The following is a 26277-nucleotide window of genomic DNA, read 5'->3' on the forward strand; positions in this document are numbered from 1 at the left end:
CTCCTTACAAAATATCTAAAAACCAGAATCCGTAGTGATGTATTTCTTTCTGATTACATTGCTTCGGAGCATCATAGGTTTTATAAACTATTTCACCTATTTCACCTATTTCAAAAGGAACACGTTTTTGAAACATAGGACCATCAAAAACAAAGGTGTGAAACTCTCCATTCTCCCCACAAGGATCGACTCCCTCGGGTAAGTCTGCAATAAATTGATGGTCTATTATCCTACCAACAAAACTCTTATCAAGGAATTGCTCATTCACACACACGACAATAGCTTTTATCCCTGCATTTACCATCTCTTCTACCAATAGCTTTGTATTCATATTCCACAAAGGAAAAACTCCTTGAATAGCTAATCTTTGCAACTGTTGTTCTCTAAAGATTTTCAAGTCCTCTAATAAAATATCCCCATAAACACTATTACATATCCCCTCAGACTTATACACGCTTAATTGTTTCGTTATTATTGCCTCATACTCTTGTAAAGACAATGTTTCCGTTAAATACACAATATCTATTGGCAGTCCTAAACATACAGCTTGTCTACGTAACACATCTTCACGAATTCCGTGCATCGACACTCTTCCAAAAGACTTGTTTACTGTTGTCATAAGTCTAATTACATTGTATTCCTTTGTCCTTTGCAGGGTATATAATGCATAAGCTGCATCTTTTCCTGTACTCCAATTTAAAAACGCCTTAGAAGTCATAATCATCTAATATTTGTAAACACAAGGTATAAAAAAAACGGCTTGACAAAAGCCAAGCCGTTTTTAAATATATTAATCGAATAGATTATACTTCTCTATTAGGGTCAAATGCCTCTAAGATTTGAGCAACACGTTGTACGAATTGTCCTCCTAAAGCTCCATCTACTACACGGTGATCATAACTGTGAGATAAGAACATTTTTTGACGAATACCAATGAAATCTCCTTCTGGTGTTTCAATAACAGCAGGAACCTTACGAATAGCTCCTAAAGCTAAAATACCTACTTGTGGTTGGTTGATAATTGGTGTACCAAATACACTTCCAAAAGTACCAACGTTAGTTACTGTATAAGTACCACCTTGTGTATCGTCTGGTTTTAATTTACCAGCTTTTGCACGATTACCTAAGTCATTAACAGCTTTTGCCATTCCAACTAAGTTCAATTGGTCTGCATTTTTAATTACAGGAACAATTAAATTACCATTTGGAAGAGCTGCAGCCATACCAAGGTTAATGTTTTTCTTTTTAATGATGTAATCACCATCAACAGAAATATTCATTCCTGGGAAATCTTTTAATGCTTTTGCAACCGCTTCCATAAAGATTGGTGTAAACGTTAATTTCTCACCTTCTCTCTTCTCGAAAGAACTCTTAACTTTATTTCTCCAGTTTACAATATTAGTTACGTCAACCTCAATAAAAGATTGTACGTGAGCCGAAGTCTGTACAGATTGTACCATATACCCAGAAATAAGCTTACGCATACGATCCATCTCTACAATCTCATCTGCACCATTAACTGATACAGGAGCTGCTTTACTTGCTGTTTGAGCTACAGGCGCTGCTTTTGGCGCAACTGCTTGTGCAGGGGCAGCAACTTGAGTTGGTTGTGAACCTCTATTTTTAACGTATTCTAAAATATCATTCTTAGTTACACGTCCATCTTTACCAGTACCAGCAATAGCTTCTAATTCAACAAGAGATATTCCCTCTTCTTTAGCAATATTTTTCACTAATGGAGAGAAGAACTTTTCTGAATCAGAAAAATCAACAGGAGCTACCGCTTCTTGAGCAGCTGCAACATTGTTTTCTACTACTTTAACTTCAGGTGCTACAGTGTTATTTGCTGTTGGAGCAGGTGCAGCACTTCCTCCTTCAGTTTCAATTATTGCAATTGTTTGTCCTACTTGAACAACATCATCTACTTGAAATAATATCTCAACCAAAGTTCCTTCCACTTCTGACGGAACTTCGCTATCAACTTTATCAGTTGCTATTTCTAAAACTGTTTCATCTGCCTCTATGCGATCTCCTACATTTTTCAACCAGTTTGTAATTGTTGCCTCAGCAACACTCTCACCCATTTTGGGTAATTTTAATTCGAACTTTGCCATATTTATAACCTAAGGTTGTGATTTTTGATTCAAATTACAAATTTAATAATATTTCGGACTTTTTATAATAGATTATAAAATTATCATTCTTACAAAAAGTAATCTCTATCTCCCTAATTCCTATCATTACTTCGATTTAAAAATTGTTTTTTTACTTATTTTCTTTAGAATTTTATTCAAAAGAATACAATCTATTATTAAAAAGTATTTCCCTTAATTAGATCTGAAAAGATAGATAAAACCGATAGATGCAGAAATATACAAAAAAAGCACCTATCCAAAATTAAAAACAACTACAGATTTCACTAAATATTTAAGTAGAAGAAATCCCAAAAAAAAAAGTCGACCATTACTGGTCGACTTTAATATATAATAAAATATTATTATTTAATTACGTTACGTTTACGATCTGTTTCTTTTAAGAAGATCTTTCTAATACGTAAAGATTTTGGAGTTACCTCAACATACTCATCTTTTTGAATATACTCTAAAGCTTCTTCTAAAGAGAAAATAACTGGAGGAACAATTCTTGCTTTTTCATCATTACCAGAAGAACGAACGTTAGACTGTTTTTTAGCCTTAGTTACGTTAATACACATATCATCACTACGTGTATTCTCTCCAATTACTTGTCCTTCGTAAATTTCGTCATTCGCATTAACGAAGAATTTACCACGGTCTTGTAATTTATCAATTGAATAAGGAATAGCTTTACCATTCTCCATAGAAATTAATGAACCATTATTACGTCCAGCAATTTCTCCTTTGTATGGTTGGTATTCTAAGAAACGGTGAGACATAATAGCTTCACCTGCAGTAGCTGTTAATAACTGATTTCTTAAACCAATAATACCTCTTGAAGGAATATTGAATTTAATAATCATACGTTCTCCTTTAGGCTCCATACTTAACATTTCACCTTTTCTTAAAGAAACGTATTCAACAGCACGTCCTGATAAATTCTCAGGAATATCAATTGTTAACTCCTCAATTGGTTCACATTTAACACCATCAACTTCTTTGATGATTACTTGTGGTTGTCCAATTTGTAATTCGTATCCTTCACGACGCATTGTCTCAATCAATACAGATAAGTGCAATACACCACGTCCAAATACCATAAACTTATCAGCACTGTCAGTTTCTTTAACACGTAAAGCTAAGTTTTTCTCAAGCTCTTTGCTTAAACGATCTTTAATGTGACGAGAAGTTACATATTTACCTTCTTTTCCGAAGAAAGGAGAGTCATTAATTGTAAACAACATACTCATTGTTGGCTCATCAATAGTGATTGTAGCTAATGCTTCTGGATTTTCGAAGTCAGCGATAACATCTCCAATTTCAAATCCTTCAATTCCTACAACAGCACAAATATCACCAGCGTGAACTTCGCTTACTTTCTTACGTCCTAAACCTTCGAAAGTTTGCAATTCTTTAATTTTACATTTAACGATTTTTCCATCGCGTTTAACTAAAGAAATATTCATTCCTTCTTTTAAAATACCTCTGTGAAGACGACCGATAGCAACACGACCTGTAAAAGTAGAGTAGTCTAAAGATGTAATCAACATTTGTGGAGTTCCTTCGTTAGCTTTAGCTTCTGGAATATGTTTCAAAACCATATCTAATAAAGGCTCAAATGAATCTGTTGGTTGTTTCCAATCATCAGACATCCAATTGTTCTTAGCAGATCCGTAAACAGCAGGGAAATCCATTTGCCATTCTTCAGCACCAAGTTCAAACATTAAATCGAATACTTTCTCGTGAACTTCTTCTGGAGTACAGTTTTCTTTATCAACTTTATTTACAACTACACACGGCTTTAATCCAAGACTAATAGCTTTTTGTAGTACGAAACGAGTTTGTGGCATTGGCCCTTCAAAAGCATCTACAATTAAAAGAACACCATCAGCCATATTCAATACACGCTCTACTTCCCCACCGAAATCGGCGTGGCCTGGAGTATCAATAATGTTGATTTTTGTTCCTTTATAACTTACTGAAACGTTTTTTGAAGTAATAGTAATACCTCTTTCTCTTTCGATATCCTCATTATCCAAAATTAATTCTCCCGTGCTCTCATTGTCACGAAACAATTGACAGTGGTGTAAGATTTTATCAACCATAGTTGTTTTACCGTGGTCAACGTGTGCAATAATCGCAATATTCCTAATTGGTGTCATATAAGGATTTTAAAATTTAAATTTTTAATTTAATAACTTCGTTTATAAAACGAATAAGAAAAACAAGAAAAGCCCTCAGATATTGAGAGCTTGATATTTTTTTCTTCTTAACAAACTAAATCGTTTTACTGTATTATTATAATGCAGCAACGTGTTTAGTTAATTTTGATTTCAAGTTAGAAGCTTTATTCGAGTGAATGATATTTTTCTTTGCTAATTTATCAATCATAGAAACAACTACAGGTAATTTAACACCAGCCTCAGTTTTATCCTCGATCATACGTAATGCTTTGATTGCGTTACGAGTTGTTTTGTGTTGGTATCTGTTTAATACTCTCTTCTTTTCGTTACTTCTAATTCTTTTTAAAGCTGACTTATGATTTGCCATTTTCTAAATATTTTATTAAGTCTATACTATTTTTTCTCTTGTAGTCCGTAGGGGAATCGAACCCCTGTTACCAGGATGAAAACCTGGCGTCCTAACCCCTAGACGAACGGACCAAAAAAATCTCAATGTGTAAGTTCTAAATGAACTAAGTAGTCCGTAGGGGAATCGAACCCCTGTTACCAGGATGAAAACCTGGCGTCCTAACCCCTAGACGAACGGACCAAAATCTCAATATATTAAGTTTTAAAAAAACTTGTAGTCCGTAGGGGAATCGAACCCCTGTTACCAGGATGAAAACCTGGCGTCCTAACCCCTAGACGAACGGACCAAAATCTCAATATATTAAGTTTTAAAAAAACCTGTAGTCCGTAGGGGAATCGAACCCCTGTTACCAGGATGAAAACCTGGCGTCCTAACCCCTAGACGAACGGACCAAAAAAATCTCAATGTGTAAGTTCTAAATGAACTAAGTAGTCCGTAGGGGAATCGAACCCCTGTTACCAGGATGAAAACCTGGCGTCCTAACCCCTAGACGAACGGACCATTAATATCAATATCTACATTTAAAAGAACTTTGTAGTCCGTAGGGGAATCGAACCCCTGTTACCAGGATGAAAACCTGGCGTCCTAACCCCTAGACGAACGGACCATTTGTTTCTCTAATGCGGATGCAAAACTACAATAATTTTTTTATCCTACAAGAGAAAAACAAAAAAAATTAAAAATTAATATGCTTTTGCAAAAAGAACTCTACCCTTAGATGGTTGGCCTGTTAGCACACAAACACCCTCTTCCTCTTTTCTATCAATTGGAATACAACGAATTGTAGCTTTAGTAAGATCTTTTATCTTCTCTTCTGTCTCTGCAGTACCATCCCAGTGAGCTGAAATAAATCCTGCTTTATTTTCTAACACATCTTTAAACTCTTCAAAAGAATTTACTTCTGTGATATGTTCATCTCTATATTTTAATGCCTTATTGAATAAGCTTGATTGAATCTCTTCTAACAAATCTTGGATATACTCCACGATTCCATCTTTAGAAACAACCTCTTTTGTCAATGTATCACGACGAGCAACTTCAAAAGTTCCATTTTCAAGATCTTTTGGTCCTACTGCCACACGTACAGGCACTCCTTTCAATTCATACTCATTAAATTTCCATCCTGGTTTGAAAGTCGTACGATCATCAAACTTGAATGAAATATTTAATTTTTTAAATCTATCTGTGATTTTCTTAACCTCAGCACGAATAGTTTCTAATTGCTCATCCGTTTTGTGAATTGGAACAATTACTACTTGTATAGGTGCTAAATTTGGAGGCAATACTAAACCATTGTCATCAGAGTGCGTCATAATCAACGCTCCCATCAAACGAGTTGATGTACCCCACGATGTAGCCCATACATATTCTTGCTTACCTTCTTGGCTTGTAAACTTAACATCAAATGCTTTTGCAAAGTTCTGACCTAAAAAGTGAGATGTACCTGCTTGTAGTGCTTTTCCATCTTGCATTAAAGCTTCAATACAATAAGTTTCATTTGCACCAGCAAAACGCTCTGTCTCTGTTTTAAATCCTTTTACAACAGGGATAGCCATAAAGTTCTCTGCAAAATCAGCATATACTTCAAGCATTTGTTCTGCTTCTGCAATTGCCTCATCTTTTGTTGCGTGAGCTGTATGCCCTTCTTGCCATAAAAACTCAGCAGTTCTCAAGAACAATCTTGTTCTCATTTCCCAACGAACAACGTTTGCCCATTGATTAACTAAAATAGGTAAATCTCTATAAGATTCAATCCATTTTCTATATGTATCCCAAATAATCGTTTCAGAAGTTGGACGTACGATTAATTCTTCTTCAAGTTTTGCATCCGGGTCAACCTCAATTGATTTCCCATCTTCACTTGTTTTCAAACGATAATGCGTTACTACCGCACACTCTTTTGCGAAACCATCTACGTGACTTGCCTCTTTACTAAAATAAGATTTGGGGATGAACAAGGGGAAATAAGCGTTTTGATGTCCAGTTTCCTTGAACCTCTTATCCATTTCTGCTTGCATCTTTTCCCATATAGCATAACCATACGGTTTGATTACCATACACCCGCGTACACCTGAGTTTTCAGCTAAATCAGCCTTCACTACAAGTTCATTGTACCACTTTGAATAATCCTCTTCTCTTTTAGTAATATTCTTGCTCATCTTTTAAATTTGGCACTAATTAGTGTTTAACTCTTAATTAACTATAATAATTCCACAAAACTAACTAAATTTGTTTTGACCGACAATTAAAAAAACAATGAAATGAAAACAATTACGAAAACTTCTAAGTTAATAAGCAGATTCTGTGCGTTTCTGTTTATCGGAGGATTAGCAGTTTCTTGTGGTTCTTATTACAACACCTCATATTATGATGATGGTGTTTATTCTCAAGGGAATAGCCCACAACAAAATAGCAGTAATCAAAATGACAACTACTATGAAAATTATTTTCAATCATTAAACAATGATTTAGAATATTTCACAGATATTAATCAATATACCTCACCTATCAATGATAGCGTAGTTAAACACAAACCAACTAAAGCAGTTTCTTACGGATCTTGGGGTAGTGAACCATCAAGTATTCAAGTGAATGTTTATAACAGAGGTTACTACGGATCTCCTTACTACGGGTATAATGGTTATTACAATAACTATTGGGGTGGATATTATGACCCATTCTACAGTCCTTATTATTGGGGCAGTGGTATTAGTATTGGCTTCGGATGGGGATGGGGTTATGGATATTATAACCGTCCTTGGGGTGGATATTATGGTTCACCGTATTATGGAGGAGGATACTACTCGCCTTATTACAACAATTACTACGTAAGAACTACTCGCCCTTATGGTGATCGATCAAGCTATAGTGGTAATCGTTCTTCTTACAACGGAACAAATAGCACAAGATCAAGTAATTCTTATTACAGCAGAGGCAACTCTTCAAGTAATAGAGGTAATTATGGAAACACAAGATCTTCTTATTCAAGATCGAGCTATCAAAGTACAGGACGTCCTACAAATGTAAATTCGTCTAATAGTACTAATACTTATTACAATAACACAAGAAGTTCTAATTCAAGATCATCTTATAGAAATAGTTCTTCTTCTTACAATAATTCGAGATATAACAATAGTAACTCTTCTAACAATACAAATACAAGAAGTAGTAATAGCAGAAGCAGCTACTCTACTTCATCATCAAGAAGTAGTTACTCTGCTCCTTCTTCTTCGTCGTCGTCAAGAAGTAGCTCAAGTGGATCATCTCGCAGTAGCTATCGCCGTTAATTAAGCCAAAGACCAAAAAACACAACTATTATGAATAAATATTTTTATAGCTTACTTTCTGCTATATTGTTAACCGGAGCTACTTATGCGCAAGAAGCATCTCCTGGTGATGTAATGAAATTTAACCAAACCGACCTAAATGGTACAGCTCGTTTTAGAGGAATGAGTGGTGCTTTTGGAGCTGTAGGTGGAGATTTATCTGCATTGAGTATAAACCCTGCTGGGGGAGCTATTTTCAATTATAATACTGCTGCTTTTACAGTGTCATACGTTGCAAAAAACAATAAATCGGATTACTTTGGAAACAAAGAATCTAAAAATTACAACGGACTTGATGTTGGACAAATGGGAGCTTTATTTGTTTTCAACAGCTATGACAAAGATGCTGTAATGAAAAAGTTTACAATTGGACTTAATTATGAAAGCACAAAGAACCTTAGAAATGACTATTTGTTTAGAGGATTGAGCAATGGCAATAGTTTAGGTGATTATTTTTTCAACATTGCTAATAACAATCATATTCCTTACGATGTTGCAGATCCTAAAACTAACGATGGTACAGATGCATATGTACAAGCAGGTAATATGGCTGGTTATGATGGTCAACAAACTTTCTTAGCACACGAAACGGGTGTAATCTTATCCGATAAACAAGATGGTGTTTACTCAGCAAATTACGCTACTAATAGTGCTTATCATCAAGCCAGAGTATTTACTACTTCTGGTTTTTCAAGTAAATTTGCTGGTACTTTTGCTGCTCAATTAGGTGATCGCTTTTATGTGGGAGGAAATTTAAATATTCACGTAGTTGATTATACACAAACATCACGCGCTATTGAAAGAGCACAAACACCTGCAGGAGATGGAACTATTGATATTATGAATTTTTACAATAGTACTTATACTTATGGTACTGGTTTCTCTTTCAACTTAGGAGCAATTGCTCAAGTAACTGATGAACTTAGAGCGGGTATATCTTATGAATCTCCAACTTGGTATTCTTTAAAAGATGAATTAGCTCAAGGATTAGAAACTATAGCTGTTGGAAAAGATGAATCTGAATACATTTACCCACAAGTAGTAAACTTATATGATCGTTACCGTTTGAGAACTCCTTCTAAATACACAGGGAGTTTAGCTTACGTTTTTGGTGAGAAAGGACTTATTAGTGTTGACTATACATATAAAGATTATAGCAACAACGAATTCCGTCCAAAAGGAAATAATGCTTACAAAACTTTAAACAATTCTATTGCAAATACAACACAAGGTACAAGCCATATACGTATTGGAGGTGAATATAGAATTAAAGACTTTAGCATCAGAGGTGGTTATAGATTTGAACAAAGCCCTTATAAAAAGGATTTCAAAGCTTATGGTGATTTGAATAGTTTTTCAACAGGGGTTGGTTATTCATTTGGAAACTCAAGATTAGACCTTTCTTATACAAGAACTGCTCAATCATTTCAAACCAGCTTAGTTGATATGACTGTAAACAACTTATATTCAGCTGCAAATATTAAAACACGTGATAATTTTGTCAACTTAACATACAATATAAGCTTCTAATATTTTTAGAACTTTTTGTACTAAATCTCTTTAATGGTTAAACTATTAAAGAGATTTTTTTTGTTGTACCTTTGCAGTTCGTTTTTAGTAAATAAAAAGATTAGAAGAAATGAAGAATATTTTCAAACTATTTGTAGCTCTTTGCTTATTTGCAACTGCTTCTGGTTTTGCACAAGACGCTGTTACAACACCATTGCGTTATACTGATTCAAACAAAGGTAAATTCTATATTTACTGGGGAGGTAACCGTGGATATTACACAAACTCAGATATCCGTTTTAGAGGTGCTGATTACGATTTTACATTGGAAAATGTACAAGCAAGTGATAAACCAAAAGGATGGCATGTTGATTATATCAACCCAGGTCGTATGACTATTCCACAAACAAACTTAAGAATTGGTTACTTTATTAGTGATAAATACAATATCTCTTTAGGTGTTGACCATATGAAATATGTAATGGATCAAAATAAAACAGTAAACATTAAAGGTTATTACCCTGGACAAGGAGATAATCTATATGGTGAAGCTGTTGCTGGAAATCCAGACCAAGTATTACTTACTGATGACTTCTTAACTTTTGAACACACTGATGGTTTAAACTATCTTAACTTTGAAATAAACAGAGTTGATGATATTTCTAAATTATTCGGTGTTTGGAATACTGATAAAGTACAAATTAACTTAACTGAAGGTGTTGGTTTTGGACTTGTTTATCCAAAAACAAACACAAAACTTTTAGGTAAAGAAAGATATGATGAATTCCACGTTGCTGGTTTAGGAGTTTCTGCTAAAGCTGGTTTAAACGTAACTTTCTTCAAACACTTCTTTATTCAAGCAGAATTAAAAGGTGGTTTCATCAATATGTATGATGTACGTACAACTGCTGATAAAGCTGATAAAGCAATGCACGATTTCTGGTTTGGAGAAACTGTTATTGCCTTTGGTGGTATCTTTAGATTATAATACTCTTTTAAGAGTTCAATATAGCGAGAGTCCGTTTTCAATTGAGAACGGACTCTTTTTTTTCAATTATCCAGATTCCTTTCTTAGTAAACTTTTAAAGCCAAAAAACAATAATTCTACGACTTCCTTAGACTCATATTCATAATCACTATCAGTTTATTCAAGACTCATTCGAGACATGCCCCACACATCTCCGAGACATCTTCGGAAAAAAAGCTTTTTTCCGAACTATTGTGGTACTTGAGTGGTACATCTCCCGAACAAGATACCTCTAAGACTTTAATAAACAATCACTAATACTACTATTCAGTATCTTGAAGAACTCTATTTACCTATATATTTTTCACGAAATTACATTCCCCATTCTTTTTATTCTCAAATATAAAAGGCATTCTTAATTTGATATTTTCTTAATCTAAAACAAAATAAATCAAACAATATCAATCATTTAAGTATTAACAGGAATGAGTATAATTTACTACACACAATATTATAATTATACTAAAGCTGATGCTTTCTATAGAAAAAAAATGTACTTTTGCAGTCCAATTTTTTAAATCAATGAGAACCAAAACTTTAAAAACAAATAAAATCAACGTAGTAACTTTAGGTTGTTCAAAAAACGTTTACGATAGTGAAGTGTTGATGGGACAACTAAAAGCAAGTGGTAAAGAAGTAACGCATGAAGCAGCTAATGATGAAGCAAACATTGTAGTAATTAATACCTGTGGATTTATCAATAATGCAAAAGCTGAATCTGTAAACACTATTTTAGAATACGTAGATAAAAAAGAACAAGGTATTGTTGATAAAATTTTCGTTACTGGATGTTTATCTGAACGTTATAAACCAGACTTAGAAGCAGAAATTCCAAACGTAGATCAATACTTCGGTACAACTGATTTACCTTTATTATTAAAAGCTTTAGGAGCTGACTATAAACACGAATTATTAGGAGAACGTATGACTACTACTCCTAAAAATTACGCATACTTAAAAATTGCTGAAGGATGTGATCGTCCTTGTAGCTTTTGTGCTATTCCAATTATGCGAGGAAAACACGTTTCTCAACCAATTGAAAAATTAGTAAAAGAAGCTGAAGGACTTGCAAGAGATGGTGTAAAAGAACTTATTTTAATTGCACAAGATCTTACTTACTACGGATTAGATTTATATAAAAAGAGAAACTTAGCTGAACTATTAGAAAACTTAGCTAAAATTGAAGGTATTGAGTGGATTCGTCTTCACTATGCATTCCCTACAGGATTCCCTATGGATGTATTGGAATTGATGAAACGTGAGCCTAAAATCTGTAATTACATAGATATTCCTTTACAGCATATTTCTGATAATATCTTAAAGTCAATGCGCCGTGGTACTACACAAGCAAAAACTACTAAGTTATTAAACGAATTTAGAGAAGCAGTTCCTGGAATGGCTATCAGAACTACATTAATTGTAGGATATCCTGGAGAAACAGAAGAAGATTTCCAAATCTTGAAAGACTGGGTTCAGGAAATGCGTTTTGAACGTTTAGGTTGTTTCGCTTATTCTCACGAAGAAAACACACACGCTTATTTACTTGAAGATGATGTTCCGGAAGAAGTAAAACAAGAAAGAGCAAACGAAATTATGGAAATTCAAGCTCAAATTTCTTGGGAATTAAATCAAGAGAAAATTGGTAATACATACCGTTGTATTATCGACAGAAAAGAAGGTAATCACTTTGTAGGTCGTACTGAATTTGATAGTCCTGATGTTGATAATGAGGTATTAATTGATGCAACAAAACACTATTTGAAAATTGGTGAATTTGCAAATATTACAATTGATGAAGCAACGGAGTTTGACCTTTACGGTACTCCAACAAAATAATTTACTAAAAGCTGTTCTACTTCGAACAGCTTTTTTTGTGTCCAAATTTTCCCAACTTTCCTCCTATTCTATTTTTATTGTATTACTTTACACAAGCATAACATTGAGATAATCTCTGAATAAAACAAAACAATCATCTTTGTTTAAACCAATCATTAAACAAGATGAAAACAATTAACAAACTCTTACTAATCTTCCTTACTATGAGTAGTACCTCTTTTGCTCAAGAGCATAACATATTAAGAATAGGACATCGTGGTGCAATGGGACACATAACAGAAAACACAGTTGAATCTATTCAAAAAGCAATAGACTTAAATTGTGATGTAATTGAAATTGATGTTTTCAAAATTAAAAGTGGCGAATTAATGGTCTTTCACGATGATCAACTTGATAGACTTACAAACGTTACAGGAAACATTGAAGACTATACCTACAATGAATTGCAAAAGGTAAAAGTGAATGGAGTTTATCAAATTCCAACTTTAGAAAAAATAATTGAAACAATAGATCGCAAAGCTGTTTTAAACATTGAACTAAAAGGCAATAATACAGCAAAAGAAACACACCAACTTATTCAATTATTTATAAACAAAGGGTGGACTAATACCGACTTTATAATCTCAAGTTTTAAGTGGAATGAGTTAGAAAAAATGCGAAGCCTTAATAATTCAATTGACATTGCAGTATTAACAGAGGAGGAACCAGCTGATGCAATAGCTTTTGCGAAACAAATAAACGCCGTAGCAATAAATCCTTACCACAAAGATTTGAATGCCTTAAATGCCTCTAAAATACGAGAAGCTAATTTAAAAATATATCCGTGGACCGTAAACGATCAAGAGGATATAAACAGAATGAAAGAACTAAAAGTAGATGGAATAATAACTAATTATCCTGAACGTATATAAAAGCAAAAAGGCGTAATAGTAATTATTACGCCTTTGTTATATCTTAAAAACTGATTACAAATAATCAAAGAATGTTGTAAAATGTTGTAATAACAATACCCATAAAATAATAATCGTAGTACCGATTACAGCTCCAAAAATTCCTCCAAGTCTAAAGTCTTTTTGTTTTAATAATCCTGTACCAAATACAATAGCATTGGGAGGTGTAGAAACAGGTAAGAATAGACCACAAGAAGCACAAAGCCCCACAACCAAACCTACAGGTAATAATTGTTCAGGAGGCAATACAATAGCAGCTACGTTAATTACAATTGTTGCTGTAGCTGTACTACTCATAATATTTGAAAATAACACAGTAACAACAGCAAAAATGATCATCATTGCAATCATATTAAACTCCATATCTGCTAAGAATTGAGAGTAATACGGAGCTAATAGCTCTTTAATTGCCATACCTAAGGCTAAACCACCCGCTACTAACATCAGCGTATCCCAAGGTAATTTTCTAACGTCTTCAGCTGTAATAATTCCCATCATCGGTAAAAACATAATAGGAACCATTGCCGCACCGGCAGTTGGGATATGTAATGTACTTCCAAACATCCACATTCCTACTGTAATAATTAATATAACAATTACAGTTAGTCTCTGTAAACGCATACTATTAGTTAGGTCTAATGCCTTATTGGCAAATGATACGTCTAATCCTTTTACTTTAGAAGTATATTTCTTTACCACTGCTAACCAGAAACCAACTAACAAGATAGTTGCCGGTACAAAACCTAAAAAGAACCATTGCATAAAACTAACAGAGTATCCTTTTGATTTCAATACGTTTACTACAATTAAGTTAGGTGGTGTAGATACCATACTCATCATCCCTGCAAATGTAGCTGCAGCTGGAATACTGATTAAAATAGCTTTAGACATCATTGAGTCTTTCCCTTCTCTATCAATCAATGGCATCACTGATGCTAATACCATTGCGGCAGTAGCTGTATTTGATATAATAAGAGATAGAACTGAAGTTACAATGATAATACCTAAAACTAAGGTATTAGGATTTGAACCAAATATTGAAAGTGTCTTTTTAAATAATGATAAGTCGAGGTTGGTTTTTCGCATTCCTTCACTCAAGAAAAAACCTCCTAAGAATATCCAAATAACACTGTCAGACCAGGTGGCGGAAATCTCTTGAGGAGATAAGGTAGCCCCTTCCATATTCCCCATTGTATAGACTAAGAACCCAATAATCATTATCCCTACTGCAAAAGGAGGAATAGCTTCAGTAGCCCATAATAAAATAGAAAAAATTAAGATAAACAGCGTATAACTTTGAGCTTCAGAAAAGGCTTCGGGTGCTAAAAAATAAGTACCTGCAAATGCTGCAACTAACGAAAAAAAGAAAATTCCTACTCTCGTTTTGATATTCCACATATTCCAAGAAGCCTCGATTAACAACTCACTATAAAAGCGAATTCCCGTTCTAATCTTTCGAATCTTATCAAAATAATCAAATTCCATATTCTAATATTTAACTGTTAAAATTACAACATATAAAGTCATAAAGCCACCAAAAATACGACATTCACCACAAATAAAGGAATGCTATTTACAACACTCCTTTAGTTCACTTATAATCAAACAATTAATTTAATTATTTTTTCTATTTCGCCTATTATTAAACTGTTACATTTTACTCCTTCTTCAATAAAACCATTTACACAAGCTACATTGTATTCTTACAATCTTTGCTTTTCTTCAATGTCTATATCCTTAGAATCATACTTAACTTTGCTATTTCCGAAATTATATCTTAGTCCAATTACGACAGCTTGTGTGTCTGAATAATCTCTAAAATAATTGTTTTGATTTGCATACTTTGTTTTGATTGTCTGTATATCACTCTTAAAAATATTATTAAAGGTCAAACTTGTCGCTATTTTCCCTTTGAAAAAATCTCGTGACACCATCACATTTGTTTGCTGCATTCCACTTACTCTAAAAGTACCTTGCACACTTGGCGTATAAAAACCATACGTAATCATTGCCTTCCAATTGCTCTTTTTATCTATATCAAAGATTGAATAAACTCTACTTCCAAATGTAAAAGCGCTGTTTTCATGAAGTATTTGATCAATTCCATAGAAATAATCCTCTTGCTGCTGAAAATGCAAATAGACACTTCCGGTCCACCACTCTGTAAATTTAAACGGATGAGACAATTGCAAACCTGCCATTCTTCTCTTGTTTATATTGGTATAATGATAAATTAAATACTTTGTTTGTTCCTCCTGAAAAGATATTTCCATAGAAGGGTTTTTCTCATAATTGAAAAACACTTCCACGTCAAGGTGGTTCCAGTTATAGGTTAAGTTAAAATTATGACTTAAGGCAGGTTTTAAATTCGGGTCTCCTTGAAAATAAGAAAACATATTGAAATAACTCTTTGCAGGATTCATCCAAGAATAACTTGGTCTGTTTATTCGCTTACCGTAAGAGAACCCTAATTTCTGTAAATCATTTATCTCATACATCAGATATACAGTAGGAAACCATTTGAGATAGCTCTGTTTGTTGCTTTCTTCTTCTCTATTTTGAGTTTGAATTCCTGTGTACTCAGCTCTAAGACCAGCTTTGAATTGCCACTTTTCCCATTGCTTTTGGTAAGAAGCATATCCTGCCCAATTTAACTCTTGATATTCAAATAAGTTACTCTTCTTAGCTCTATATTGTAAACTTCCCAGTTCATCATCCCAAAATTCTAATTGATATTGTGCTTGTATAAAACTGTACTTAGCACCCAATTCCCATTTTGACGTTGCTTCTCCTGAAGTATAGTCTAAAGCAGAAACTACTAATCTTGTACGAGAATTATCATCACTCAAATAAGTACTTTCACTTGCCTCTTGATCTTTAAAATTTAACTCCGTAAAAACAAACTGATTCTCTACTTGGTTGTCATACGTGAAATAATTAGACCAAAGCAACTTTCGATTTGCCTTCCACTTCTTGTCAAACATAAAATACCCCGTATAGCTATCCATGTTAGACTTTTTGTCATTTGTAGTCACATAGTTCGATTCTACTATATGCTCTAAATTATAAATCAATGTTGGTATTACAAATACGCCTTTCGTTTTTGAATTGATATAGCCAGTACCCCCTACTGTAAATGTGAATGTGCTATCAATAGCAACGTCTGTTTCGATATTAAAACTATGTCTCCCATCAATCTTATTCTTACGTGTCATATCACTTGACCACGTTGTTCCATCTTCATAAATAACATTGTCCCAATTGTTACGTACAATATTTCCATTACTAAAAGCATAATTTGCAGTAAAATTCACTTTTTCATCTGCGTAAATATGGTTGGTACTTACTGTATTATAAGCATATTGTCCTTGTCTAAATTGTTCTGAAAGACTTCCTTTATAACCCAGGTTTACATTCTTTTTCATTTTAATATTCAGTACAGCATTCCCTTCGGCTTCATACTTAGCAGGTGGTGTAGTAATTACTTCCACTGATTCTACTAAAGTACCTTCCGTAGATTCCAACAACTGTTTTAACTGTTCGCCACTTAACATTACCTTCTTGTCATTAATAGTAACCAAAATACTTGAACTGTTGCGAATAGAGATGTTGTCACCAAGAACACTTACCCCTGGTGTTTGTTTTAAAATATCCCACGCATTGGTAGAAGTCAATGGCGTGTCTTGAACCCGAAACACAAGTCTATCTATCTCTCTTTTTATCGTAGGTCGTTTTGAAATAACGGTAACTTCATTTAAAACTGTGTTATCCTCTTCTAAAATCACATGCTTTAATTCAAGCGAATGGATTGGTATTACTCTTTCTTTATATCCGATATATTGGAATGTAACCTGAGTATCTTGTTCAGTAGTTAACTGAAATTCTCCTTGTTCATTTGTAAAAAAAGAATTGCTATTCTTTCCATCTTTATCTTGAACAATAATTGTAACAAACGCGAGCATCTCCCCTTGTTTGTTTGCTACTATTCCTTTTACTACTTGCGCTTGCATTATTAGTCCCACTAATAAACAAAACCAAACTATTATAAATCGTACCATACTTATTACTATTTTGATTCAAAAGTCGTTCACTTTCTAAAATATCCGGGTTAATAGACGGTTAACGAACGGTTAATGCTCCGATTATCAAAAACATCTATACTATTTATCCTACTTTTGTTTAAATGAAAAATCCCAAACCAAAATACTATCTAACAGCATTTAGTGCTTTATATCTCTTACTTCTTGGAGTAATGGCTTATTATTTCTATAATGCTTATCAGCTAAAGACGAAAGAAGTTATCTCTTATGTTTACAATGTCATAGATAATTATGAAGATTCTGATTCTTTTAAATCCTTGGAACTAAAACAAGAGAATGGGCTCTATGCTTCTATATTGGATTTTATACACGGTAAGAAGACTGTTGATGAAATTAAAGAGGATAAAAAAGACTTTATGAAACAGAGCAATGATTTGTTGAGTCACCATATTGATAGTCTTTTTGAAAAAGACAACTATGAAGTAGCAGTACGCCATGTAGTAAAACGTGTTTATTCAAACAAGGATCAAAAGGAATTATTGACTGAACCATTTACAGTACTAAAAACCGATAAAAACATTTCTACTTCTTACCGAATTAACAGCTCTAAATGGGAAGTAAAAGAAAGTAGTTTACAAACATATCAGAGGGAAAAAGAGGAAGAGTATCAACATCATTTTACAATATTTCAAGAAAAATATACTGATATTCTAAACATAAACAGCATTGTACTACTTTCATTAGTACCTCTTTTGTTAGTATCAGTTTTAATCTGTTTGTTTATCTTATTGTTGTATTACATCACTTATAAAACAATTAAACAAAAAGAACAAGAGGTAATTAATCTACACAATATGGTGGATAATGTATCTCATGAATTTAAACTACCTATTGCTACATTGAAATACGGCTGTAATAACCTTTCAAAAGAATATCAATCCCCTACCATTGAATTATTAAAAAGACAGATAGACCGTTTAGAAAGGTTACAAAATACGCTATCTACAAATATTACAGAAGATACTGTTTCATATACTAAGGAAGACTTTTACAATATGTTTGCCGATCTACAAGACCAATTTCCTTCAGTTGTCTTTCATAAAGAATGGTCTGCAGATTTGACACTCCTTTTCCCTAAAACACCTATTGAAACAATCTTACTAAACCTCATTGAAAATGCTGTAAAATATGGTGGAACGGAAATAACTTGTCAACTTATCCAAAAGAATAAAAAGCTTGTGCTTACGATAAAAGATAATGGAATTGGTATCCACTCGAATCAGAAACAACTTATTTTCAAGAAATTCTATCGTATTATGCAAGATAATATTCACACGACAAAAGGTCTTGGAATAGGACTGCATCAAGTTCAACAGGTAGTCAATCTCTATAAAGGGAGCATTATCTTAGAAAGTAAAGTCAATAAAGGAACTACATTTAAAATAACATTGCCTCATGCATAAGATACTTTTAGTAGAAGATGATTTAGATTATGGAACTGTAATAAAGCAGTATTTAGAGATTTGTGGTTTCTCAATCTTATGGTTAACTACCCCTACAGATGTTTTTAAAACATTAGAACAAGATAAATATAGCCTTGCTATCTTAGATATTATGTTGCCTATACAAGATGGTTTTAACTTGTCAAAAGACATAAGACTAAAGTATCCTCACATCCCTTTTCTATTTCTGACGGCTAAAAATCAAAATATTGATCGATTAATGGGATTGAAGCTTGGCGCAGAAGATTATATTTCTAAAACGTGTGATCCTGAAGAATTAAAGTTGCGCATTGAAAATATTATAAAACGAAATCCAGTCTCAATAGATGATAAATACTATTTAGGTGCTTATACTTTTTATCCTATGCAGCTTAAATTAGTTCATTCAAAAGAAACATTCCGATTAACAGAACGTGAGAAAGACTTGCTGTTGCTATTTATTCAATACAACAAAAAAGTCCTTCCAAGAGATGTTATTTTGACACAATTATGGCCCTCTGCTGATTACTTTAATGGAAGGAGTATGGATGTGTTTGTAACACGCTTGAGAAAATACTTAAGTTACGATGACAATGTACAAATCACGAGCCTACGCGGTGTAGGTTTTGAAACAAACCTTGCGATTAAATAATCAAATGCCTCAATACATATCTATAAAACAAGTATTCTGTGAATTGAGATTTCATTGTTCACTGCTATTTCCACTCTTGTACATATAAAAAAAATCAAAGTGAGTTCAAAGGTTTTGAAGACTTCACATAAAAAATTATATTTCACTTATTTATTCGTATTTTAGATTGACTTGTTAACTAAATATTTATATTACTCGTAACTTTGCATAAACACATTTTAAATTTTAATTAAAAAATTAGCTTATGCAAAATTCAAAATTAGACAACAAAGTAAAAGCTTTTTTAGTCGCCTGGTTCTTTTGTCTAATATTCTACTTCTGTAGTTATGTTGTACGATCAGTACCTTCAGTAATGACTGTTCTTTTAGAGAACAATTTTCAAACCGACCAAACAGCTATTGGTTTAATGACTGGTAGATTTTATTATACTTATGCTCTTTTTGCTCTTGTAGCTGGGGTAGCTTTAGACAAACTTGGAGCTAAATATTCAATTACGACTGGAGTAGTTTTATTGGTTTTAGGTTCTGCTCTTTTCTTAACTTCAAGCTTTGTAGCTGGAAACATAGGACGCCTTTTACAAGGAATTGGTTGTGCTTTTGCATTTCCTGGTTGTGTTTATTTAGCAACAAAAGCATTCCCTGCAAAACATTTAGCAACAGCAATTGGTATTACTCAATGTATTGGTATGTTCGGTGGATATGTAGGAATACATTCAATGGGTTCTCTTTTTAAAAATTATGATTATTCAGCAGAAATTTATTCTAACTTTTGGATAGTAATTTCAATCATCTTGTTAGTAACTGCAATCATTCTTTGGTTTGTTGTTCCGTTACCTACAAGAATAAAAGAAAGAAGAGCAATTGATAAATCAGAAAGAAAACCAAGAGTTAGTATTTTCGCACCTTTCAAAATAGTTTTTGGAAATGCACAATCTTGGATTTGTGGTTTAATATCAGGGTTATTGTTTGCTCCGACAACAATTTTTGTAATGATATGGGGAGTTAAATATTTCAACTTAGCAGGAATTGAGTATGAACAAGCTGTAGTTGTAAGTTCAATGGCAGCTTTAGGATGGGTATTTGGTAGTCCGATTTTAGGTGTTGTAACAGATAAATTAGGTCGTAGAAAACCCGTTCTTCTTGTATCTTGTATAGCAATGATTATATGTTTATTACAATTAATCTTCGCTCCAAACCTACTAAATCCAAGTGTACTAATGTTCGTCTTCGGATTCTTCTCTGGGGGAACTATGATTACTTACTCAGTTATTAAAGAAGCTAATCCTGACAATGTGAAGGGAAGTGCTACTGGTGCAATGAACTTTATTACATTTGGTGTAAGTACATTAATTGGCCCTATCTTTATTTACCTTTTTGGTGAGAGCTTGAAAAATATAGATTTATACCAATCTGCTCAAAACAATATTGTATTATTCTGGGTAGGAAGTATTGCTATTGCAACTGTATTAGTTTTCACTTTAAAAGAAACTGGTAGTGCAGTTAAAAAAACAATAGAATAAGTTAAGCTTAAAGCAAACTGCTTTAATAATTATACTATAAAAAAGCCTGCTAATCTTAAAAAGATCAGCAGGCTTTTTTTATCATCCTATTTTTAATCTGTGTAATCAAACATCTCTAAATAGCTTTTACGAAGTTTGTCTTTAGCTTTTATACGTTCAAATGCAGTCTTACTTACTTCTTTCCACTTTTCATCTTGTGACTCCTGATATAGCTTATAACTTGCTAATGCGTAGTTCGCATTAAAATCATCAAGATCATTAAACACTTCACTACAATGATCAAATGCATTAATTGCCTCTTGATACTGCTTGTCCATAGTAAAAAGAATTCCACGCATTAAAAAAACCTCACTTTTTCTTATGGTATCCCAAGTACCTTCCAACAAATACTTTTCCTCTGCAATTAAAAGATTGCTCAACCCATTTTTGACATCACCAATACTCGTAGCAGTTAATCCCATTCCATAATAAGCATCTGGATCATTAGGAAAATCTTTAATTAGCTCTTCATATTTCTTACGAGCTAATCCAACATTACCAACTCTTACTGCTGCTTCAGCTAATGCTTGTTTAAAATCAGCGTTACTATTGGTAGCAAGACTATCCGCATAGTAATAATAATTCAACGCAGCTTGATGCTTATCTTGTTTCGTTAAAGATATCCCTGTATAAAAATAAGCATCACATAAACTTTTGTCTTCTTGTATAATATTAAAAAATATCTTACCAGCTGTATTCGCAAGCCATTGATAATTCAATGCTTCAAATCCTGACTTATAATAATCAATTAGCTTATTATTATCTGTTGGACACTCAAGTTTAACTAATGAAAAGTTATATTCTTTTTTTACTTTTTGAGCAAATAGCTGGTAGCTTGTAAGTATCACTAAAAAAACGAATATATGCCTATTCCACTTATTCAAACTTAGCATTTAACGAGGATAAACAATTTCTCCTGTTGGAGAAGCATTATAATATTCTATTTCAGCTTGCTCTTCCATGCGATCAGTAAATAACACTCCATTCAAATGATCCATTTCGTGTTGCATTATCACAGCTGTAAAACCTTCTACTACCTCTTGAAAATGAGTACCACTCATATCGTAATATGTTATTTGAATAGCTAAACTTCTATGTACATCTCCATATGCATCAGGAATAGATAAACATCCTTCTTCGCCTCTTCTTTTTATATTCGAAAACCAAACAATCTCAGGGTTAATAAAAAATTCAAAAGGGTTGTCTTTTTTATCCATTCGTTGTGCTATAAATAAGCGTCTTGCAATTCCAACTTGAGGAGCTGCGATACCAACACCTGGTTTATTCTCATCGCGTACCGTTTGATACATTCGTGAAATTAATAGTTTCAAATTTTCATCTTCTGGAATAAGTTCCTCACACGTCATTCGTAGAACTTTTAAGTCCGACTCATCTGTTGTTTGAAGTACACGCATTGGTTCTTCAATCACTCCAAAGTTTATAATCTGTAATTCTGATTCATTAAGTTTTGTTCTATTTTGCATAGCCTATTCTTTTGAGAAAACAAAATTAGGAAATATATCACGCATAGATATAAAAAAAGCTCGAATAAAAATTCGAGCTTTAATTTATGCAGCATTTTGTGGTATTTCTACCGTCTTATTTTCATTTTGTTCTTCAGGTATTTCAGGTAGAGGATCATTTACTGATTTAATCTCATATCCCTCTTCTTCCTCTTCTTCATTACTTTCTTGCCCTAATACCTCACTTGCCTTATAACGGCCTAATTTAATATCAAAATCTTCAGCATTACCAGTAATCCTCATTGGAATACCTATTAACCCCATAGGAGGTAAACCTAAGCGAAAGCCAATATTCAAATCACCATCTAAACTGACTTGTCCTTCAAACCTTGGTCTAAAACCAGCCATTTTCATCTTGGTTCTTTCAATAGTCATTACATTGTCTTTTATACTTGACTTGATATCGACTTTTGAAAGAGTACCATTCTCTAATGATTTAGCATCTGTTTTATTAGCAATTGCTCCTAAAAGCTTAAATCCTTTAAAGCTGATATCTTCAATAGACAATACACCTGCTCCCTCTAAAGATTTCATTATAGGAAACATATTTTTATCTAACTCCCCTTTCAACTTATAGTCCAAAGAAACATTTCCATAAGCATCCTTAGCCATACTTACCATTTCTCTAAAAAGAGTAATTTCATGATAAGCACGTTGAATATCAAACTCAGAAGCACTTATTTGGTAATCAAACAAAGCACTTCTATATCCAGTAGGCTTATAGTTACCATTCATCGATACTTTTGTACCTATCAAATTAAACTTAGTATCCTCTAAAGTAATAGCTCCACTGTTAACTATTAGCTTACCTAAAAGCGATTCAAGATTATACTCTGAATACTTTACCTTATTTGCATTAGCGTTAAACGTAAGGTTTATATTATTTGGCACTTGAACAACACCTGTTCCAGTAGAACTTGCATTATATTGATTTGTTTTATTGTTGCTAAACATCATAAACTCATCTACATCCATATAAGGTGATTCCAAATCAAATATCCCTTTTAATGTATCTCCCTTTACAACATAATTAATAACATTAGTCAAATAGCCATTCATTCTAAACTTTGAACTACCATATCTTGCTTCAAACTTTTCAAATTGCATTTGCTCTTGAAAGAACCTAAACACTCCCTGATTAATTACTAAAGGCTTTGGAAACATCTCTGAGCTTATACTAACATTACGAACTGTAAACTGACCACTATTCTTAAGTTTTTCAAAATTACCTTTTAAAGCATCACTTTGAGAACCATTTAAAGTCAAATCAGTCAATACTTTTCCTCTTACATCTAATCCTGCAATTTTAAATACTTTATAAATATTACCAATATTAAGATCACCTTTAGATTTAATATTATAATTTAAATCATCTAAGTTGTGTAAACTGGCTGATAAGTGAAATGGCTCTCCTGCAAGTTTAAAATTAATTGGTAATAGCTTTATTGATAAATCACTTAAAGATCCGCGTTTGCTCTTTAAATGAGTATTAACTTGTATATCTTCAATTGGCAACTCGGGCAAATTTGCTAATCTTACGAAACCATTTTCTAACTTAATATCACTATTTATAATAGGAAAACGCTTTCTATTCGGTTCATAAATACCTTTTATAGAACTATCAATTTTCAAGATACCTTTTACATCAATATCTGTAATTGGCAAAAACTCACGTAAAGTCTCTAAATCAACATTACCTTTTACATCGGCATCCACATTATAATTTGACAAATTCTTTAGATAAACCCTTCCCGTAAAATAGTTATCCATTGCTTTCAAACTAACATTTGAAAGATTTACAGCAATATTTTTATAATCAGAATTCAAACAACTACTCTCAAAATCTAAATCTACATTTTCAATAGCTTTTGGTAATTGTGATAATTTAAAATATCCATTATGTAAACTACCTTGTAAATTAAAGCTCGGAATACTTGTAATAATAGTGTCACGCGATACCTTACGCAAAGTTCTGGTTACTTTTATTCCTTTAGAATAGACTCCTTCAAAATCACCTATAAGATTCAAATCACCTTTCATTTCAAATCCAGATAAACCGATAGCTTTACTAAACAGACTAAGATCAACATTACTATGAATGTTCCCTTTCGTTTCTAAAGTTTCTAATCCTTTACTATGAAAAGAAATTTCACTTTGTTTTCCATCGATAGAAAAAGACAACTCATTAATAGCCACTTGACTTTTTTGGATATCTAACTTAGGTAAGTGATATTCAAAATCTAAATTAAATGACTCTAATGGTTTATCAATCGTACCATGTTGAATCAAACCGTTTTTAACTTTCAATGCAAAATCTACATTTGGAGCTAAAGAATCTCTTACAATATACTTTCCTATAAGCTTAAATCTACCTTCTACTTCTCCCCCAAACTTCGTATTATCTAACCATCCCTGGTACTCTGGAGGCACAATAGAAAACAACTGTTCAAGACTTGCTTTTTCTGTTTTAATATCAAAAAGCATATCATAACCATTTTCTATAAAACCAAAACTTCCAATAAAATCGACTGGTAATTCCTTTATGCGAATATTGTTTTTCTTAAATTCAAAAGTTAAAGATTTTGTATCTACTTTAGTTTCTAATTTCGCAAGAATAGGTTTTTCTTTTACATAATGAACTCCATCAAAATTAAAGTCAAAAGATTTTATACGGGCAATACTTTTTATATCAAATATATCATCGCTCATGTTTCCTGTTCCTGTATAGTCAAAATCTTGAGCTACAAAACTAACTTTACTAGCTAAATCATTGTATATAATATTAGCACTCTTAATTTCTATTTGATCAATTTTTAATTCAATAGAATCGTCACTTGTATCTTTATCATCAGTTACTTTAAAAATATCGTAATTAGCTAATCCTTCTTCATTAACATATATAAATATAGTTGGATCATCTACATAAATCTTATCAAAACTCAACTTACCTCTAAAAAGATTTAAAAAATTCACTCCCAAACTAATTGATTCTGCTGCAAATAATTTCTCCGTAAAAAGAGAATCTATACTTACTCCCTCTATAGAAGGGGAGTTAATGTTCGCTGTTAAATATGGGAATTTTTTATAAAAAGACAACTCTATTTGTTCAAAATAAACATCACCCTTAATATTATCACTTAATACTACACCTACCTCCTTGCGAATTTCGTCATTATAAATCTTAGGTATTAAATACATTAGTAATAATACACAAGCGAATACACCTACTAAAGTAATAGCAAAAATCTTTAAAATACGCTTATAAACACTTTTCATATAAAAATATATTTTTCAAACTGTACAAAAATAATGCTTCTCTCTTCTCCTTAATACTACTATAAAAAATATTTATAGCTACTATATTACTAAATACTATTAGTACTTCAGTTTAAAGCAAAAAAAATCCCCAACCTCATAGAGATTGGGGATTCAAAAGAAAGGCGGTGTCATACTCTCCCACTGGTTAGCAGTACCATCTGCGCTAGCGGGCTTAACTTCTCTGTTCGAAATGGGAAGAGGTGAGCCCCGCTGCAATAACCACCTTAAATCGGTTGTTACCCTACGGATAACTAATATTTTTATATTAAGTTACTTAACTTTATACTATACAGTACTTTATTGTGATTTGAATCTGTAATCCAATTTATT

18 protein-coding genes, 6 tRNA genes and 1 rRNA gene are annotated in these 26277 nt (G+C 32.8%); 8 read left to right on the forward strand and 17 right to left on the reverse strand.

What is annotated here, in order from left to right:
• Nucleotides 1–4: 4 nt before the first annotated feature.
• The 11 genes from GQS07_RS01615 to proS all read right to left on the reverse strand — a co-directional run bounded on the left by GQS07_RS01615 (nucleotide 5) and on the right by proS (nucleotide 6886).
• Nucleotides 5–718 (reverse strand): diphthine--ammonia ligase, encoded by a 714-nt coding sequence (locus tag GQS07_RS01615; RefSeq protein ID WP_158209355.1) that lies wholly within the window; start codon nucleotides 716–718, stop codon nucleotides 5–7.
• 85 nt (nucleotides 719–803) lie between these two features.
• Nucleotides 804–2114, reverse strand: coding sequence for a dihydrolipoamide acetyltransferase family protein (locus GQS07_RS01620; protein ID WP_158209356.1), 1311 nt, complete (start codon nucleotides 2112–2114; stop codon nucleotides 804–806).
• 383 nt (nucleotides 2115–2497) lie between these two features.
• Nucleotides 2498–4297, reverse strand: coding sequence for a translational GTPase TypA (gene typA / locus GQS07_RS01625; protein ID WP_158209357.1), 1800 nt, complete (start codon nucleotides 4295–4297; stop codon nucleotides 2498–2500).
• A 136-nt stretch (nucleotides 4298–4433) separates the two neighbouring features.
• Complete coding sequence (gene rpsT, locus GQS07_RS01630) at nucleotides 4434–4685, reverse strand: 30S ribosomal protein S20 (protein ID WP_090409392.1); 252 nt, start codon at nucleotides 4683–4685, stop codon at nucleotides 4434–4436.
• A gap of 41 nt (nucleotides 4686–4726) precedes the next feature.
• A tRNA-Glu gene (locus GQS07_RS01635) sits at nucleotides 4727–4798 on the reverse strand.
• Between the two features lie 37 nt (nucleotides 4799–4835).
• A tRNA-Glu gene (locus GQS07_RS01640) sits at nucleotides 4836–4907 on the reverse strand.
• A 34-nt stretch (nucleotides 4908–4941) separates the two neighbouring features.
• Nucleotides 4942–5013 (reverse strand) — tRNA-Glu (locus GQS07_RS01645).
• 34 nt (nucleotides 5014–5047) lie between these two features.
• A tRNA-Glu gene (locus GQS07_RS01650) sits at nucleotides 5048–5119 on the reverse strand.
• Nucleotides 5120–5156: 37 nt separating this feature from the next.
• A tRNA-Glu gene (locus GQS07_RS01655) sits at nucleotides 5157–5228 on the reverse strand.
• A 34-nt stretch (nucleotides 5229–5262) separates the two neighbouring features.
• Nucleotides 5263–5334: transfer RNA gene (locus tag GQS07_RS01660), tRNA-Glu, on the reverse strand.
• 76 nt (nucleotides 5335–5410) lie between these two features.
• Complete coding sequence (gene proS, locus GQS07_RS01665) at nucleotides 5411–6886, reverse strand: proline--tRNA ligase (protein ID WP_158209358.1); 1476 nt, start codon at nucleotides 6884–6886, stop codon at nucleotides 5411–5413.
• 102 nt (nucleotides 6887–6988) lie between these two features.
• Between proS and GQS07_RS01670 the strand changes: the two genes are divergently transcribed.
• From GQS07_RS01670 to GQS07_RS01690, 5 genes are all read left to right on the forward strand, one after another.
• Nucleotides 6989–8014: a hypothetical protein gene (locus GQS07_RS01670; protein ID WP_158209359.1), complete on the forward strand. Its 1026-nt coding sequence runs from the start codon at nucleotides 6989–6991 to the stop codon at nucleotides 8012–8014.
• A gap of 30 nt (nucleotides 8015–8044) precedes the next feature.
• The gene (locus GQS07_RS01675; protein WP_158209360.1) at nucleotides 8045–9583 is read left to right on the forward strand and encodes an OmpP1/FadL family transporter; all 1539 of its coding nucleotides are present in this window, start codon (nucleotides 8045–8047) and stop codon (nucleotides 9581–9583) included.
• A gap of 109 nt (nucleotides 9584–9692) precedes the next feature.
• A complete protein-coding gene (locus GQS07_RS01680; protein ID WP_158209361.1) occupies nucleotides 9693–10550 on the forward strand; it encodes a hypothetical protein in 858 nt (285 codons plus the stop codon).
• A 561-nt stretch (nucleotides 10551–11111) separates the two neighbouring features.
• A complete protein-coding gene (gene rimO, locus GQS07_RS01685; RefSeq protein ID WP_158209362.1) occupies nucleotides 11112–12425 on the forward strand; it encodes a 30S ribosomal protein S12 methylthiotransferase RimO in 1314 nt (437 codons plus the stop codon).
• 164 nt (nucleotides 12426–12589) lie between these two features.
• Entirely contained in the window at nucleotides 12590–13336 is a 747-nt protein-coding gene (locus GQS07_RS01690; protein WP_158209363.1) for a glycerophosphodiester phosphodiesterase, read from the forward strand.
• Between the two features lie 54 nt (nucleotides 13337–13390).
• Here GQS07_RS01690 and GQS07_RS01695 read toward each other — a convergent pair whose 3' ends face one another.
• The gene (locus GQS07_RS01695; RefSeq protein ID WP_158209364.1) at nucleotides 13391–14860 is read right to left on the reverse strand and encodes an SLC13 family permease; all 1470 of its coding nucleotides are present in this window, start codon (nucleotides 14858–14860) and stop codon (nucleotides 13391–13393) included.
• A gap of 218 nt (nucleotides 14861–15078) precedes the next feature.
• Nucleotides 15079–17433, reverse strand: a complete 2355-nt coding sequence (locus tag GQS07_RS01700) for an outer membrane beta-barrel family protein (RefSeq protein WP_158209365.1) — start codon at nucleotides 17431–17433, stop codon at nucleotides 15079–15081.
• 125 nt (nucleotides 17434–17558) lie between these two features.
• On the opposite strand from GQS07_RS01700, the gene GQS07_RS01705 reads away from it, so the two are divergent.
• The 3 genes from GQS07_RS01705 (at nucleotide 17559) to GQS07_RS01715 (ending at nucleotide 21067) form a co-directional block, all read left to right on the forward strand.
• Nucleotides 17559–18878, forward strand: coding sequence for a sensor histidine kinase (locus GQS07_RS01705; protein WP_158209366.1), 1320 nt, complete (start codon nucleotides 17559–17561; stop codon nucleotides 18876–18878).
• Nucleotides 18871–19548: a response regulator transcription factor gene (locus GQS07_RS01710; protein WP_158209367.1), complete on the forward strand. Its 678-nt coding sequence runs from the start codon at nucleotides 18871–18873 to the stop codon at nucleotides 19546–19548. The genes GQS07_RS01705 and GQS07_RS01710 overlap by 8 nt, the downstream gene beginning before the upstream one ends.
• Before the next feature lie 244 nt (nucleotides 19549–19792).
• Complete coding sequence (locus tag GQS07_RS01715) at nucleotides 19793–21067, forward strand: MFS transporter (RefSeq protein WP_158209368.1); 1275 nt, start codon at nucleotides 19793–19795, stop codon at nucleotides 21065–21067.
• A 92-nt stretch (nucleotides 21068–21159) separates the two neighbouring features.
• On the opposite strand, the gene GQS07_RS01720 is transcribed toward GQS07_RS01715, so the two are convergent.
• From GQS07_RS01720 to rrf, 4 genes are all read right to left on the reverse strand, one after another.
• Nucleotides 21160–21954: a tetratricopeptide repeat protein gene (locus GQS07_RS01720; protein ID WP_233269297.1), complete on the reverse strand. Its 795-nt coding sequence runs from the start codon at nucleotides 21952–21954 to the stop codon at nucleotides 21160–21162.
• Nucleotides 21955–21999: 45 nt separating this feature from the next.
• Nucleotides 22000–22590: a peptide deformylase gene (def, locus tag GQS07_RS01725; protein ID WP_158209370.1), complete on the reverse strand. Its 591-nt coding sequence runs from the start codon at nucleotides 22588–22590 to the stop codon at nucleotides 22000–22002.
• An 84-nt stretch (nucleotides 22591–22674) separates the two neighbouring features.
• Nucleotides 22675–25905, reverse strand: a complete 3231-nt coding sequence (locus tag GQS07_RS01730) for an AsmA-like C-terminal region-containing protein (RefSeq protein ID WP_158209371.1) — start codon at nucleotides 25903–25905, stop codon at nucleotides 22675–22677.
• Between the two features lie 159 nt (nucleotides 25906–26064).
• Nucleotides 26065–26174, reverse strand: a 5S ribosomal RNA gene (gene rrf, locus GQS07_RS01735).
• Between the last annotated feature and the right edge of the window lie 103 nt (nucleotides 26175–26277).

It is taken from the genome of Myroides phaeus (genome assembly GCF_009799805.1).
In the GTDB taxonomy this organism is placed as follows: Bacteria; Bacteroidota; Bacteroidia; order Flavobacteriales; family Flavobacteriaceae; genus Flavobacterium; species Flavobacterium phaeum_A.

Excerpts from the sequence above, each read along its gene's own strand:
- GQS07_RS01710 (WP_158209367.1), top strand. The coding sequence starts at position 18,871 with ATGCATAAGATACTTTTAGTAGAAGATGATTTAGATTATGGAACTGTA.
- rimO (WP_158209362.1), top strand. The coding sequence starts at position 11,112 with ATGAGAACCAAAACTTTAAAAACAAATAAAATCAACGTAGTAACTTTA.
- GQS07_RS01690 (WP_158209363.1), top strand. The coding sequence starts at position 12,590 with ATGAAAACAATTAACAAACTCTTACTAATCTTCCTTACTATGAGTAGT.
- typA (WP_158209357.1), bottom strand. The coding sequence starts at position 4,297 with ATGACACCAATTAGGAATATTGCGATTATTGCACACGTTGACCACGGT.
- GQS07_RS01700 (WP_158209365.1), bottom strand. The coding sequence starts at position 17,433 with ATGGTACGATTTATAATAGTTTGGTTTTGTTTATTAGTGGGACTAATA.
- GQS07_RS01715 (WP_158209368.1), top strand. The coding sequence starts at position 19,793 with ATGCAAAATTCAAAATTAGACAACAAAGTAAAAGCTTTTTTAGTCGCC.
- GQS07_RS01705 (WP_158209366.1), top strand. The coding sequence starts at position 17,559 with ATGAAAAATCCCAAACCAAAATACTATCTAACAGCATTTAGTGCTTTA.
- GQS07_RS01675 (WP_158209360.1), top strand. The coding sequence starts at position 8,045 with ATGAATAAATATTTTTATAGCTTACTTTCTGCTATATTGTTAACCGGA.
- rpsT (WP_090409392.1), bottom strand. The coding sequence starts at position 4,685 with ATGGCAAATCATAAGTCAGCTTTAAAAAGAATTAGAAGTAACGAAAAG.
- def (WP_158209370.1), bottom strand. The coding sequence starts at position 22,590 with ATGCAAAATAGAACAAAACTTAATGAATCAGAATTACAGATTATAAAC.
- GQS07_RS01730 (WP_158209371.1), bottom strand. The coding sequence starts at position 25,905 with ATGAAAAGTGTTTATAAGCGTATTTTAAAGATTTTTGCTATTACTTTA.
- GQS07_RS01620 (WP_158209356.1), bottom strand. The coding sequence starts at position 2,114 with ATGGCAAAGTTCGAATTAAAATTACCCAAAATGGGTGAGAGTGTTGCT.
- GQS07_RS01670 (WP_158209359.1), top strand. The coding sequence starts at position 6,989 with ATGAAAACAATTACGAAAACTTCTAAGTTAATAAGCAGATTCTGTGCG.
- proS (WP_158209358.1), bottom strand. The coding sequence starts at position 6,886 with ATGAGCAAGAATATTACTAAAAGAGAAGAGGATTATTCAAAGTGGTAC.
- GQS07_RS01615 (WP_158209355.1), bottom strand. The coding sequence starts at position 718 with ATGACTTCTAAGGCGTTTTTAAATTGGAGTACAGGAAAAGATGCAGCT.
- GQS07_RS01695 (WP_158209364.1), bottom strand. The coding sequence starts at position 14,860 with ATGGAATTTGATTATTTTGATAAGATTCGAAAGATTAGAACGGGAATT.
- GQS07_RS01680 (WP_158209361.1), top strand. The coding sequence starts at position 9,693 with ATGAAGAATATTTTCAAACTATTTGTAGCTCTTTGCTTATTTGCAACT.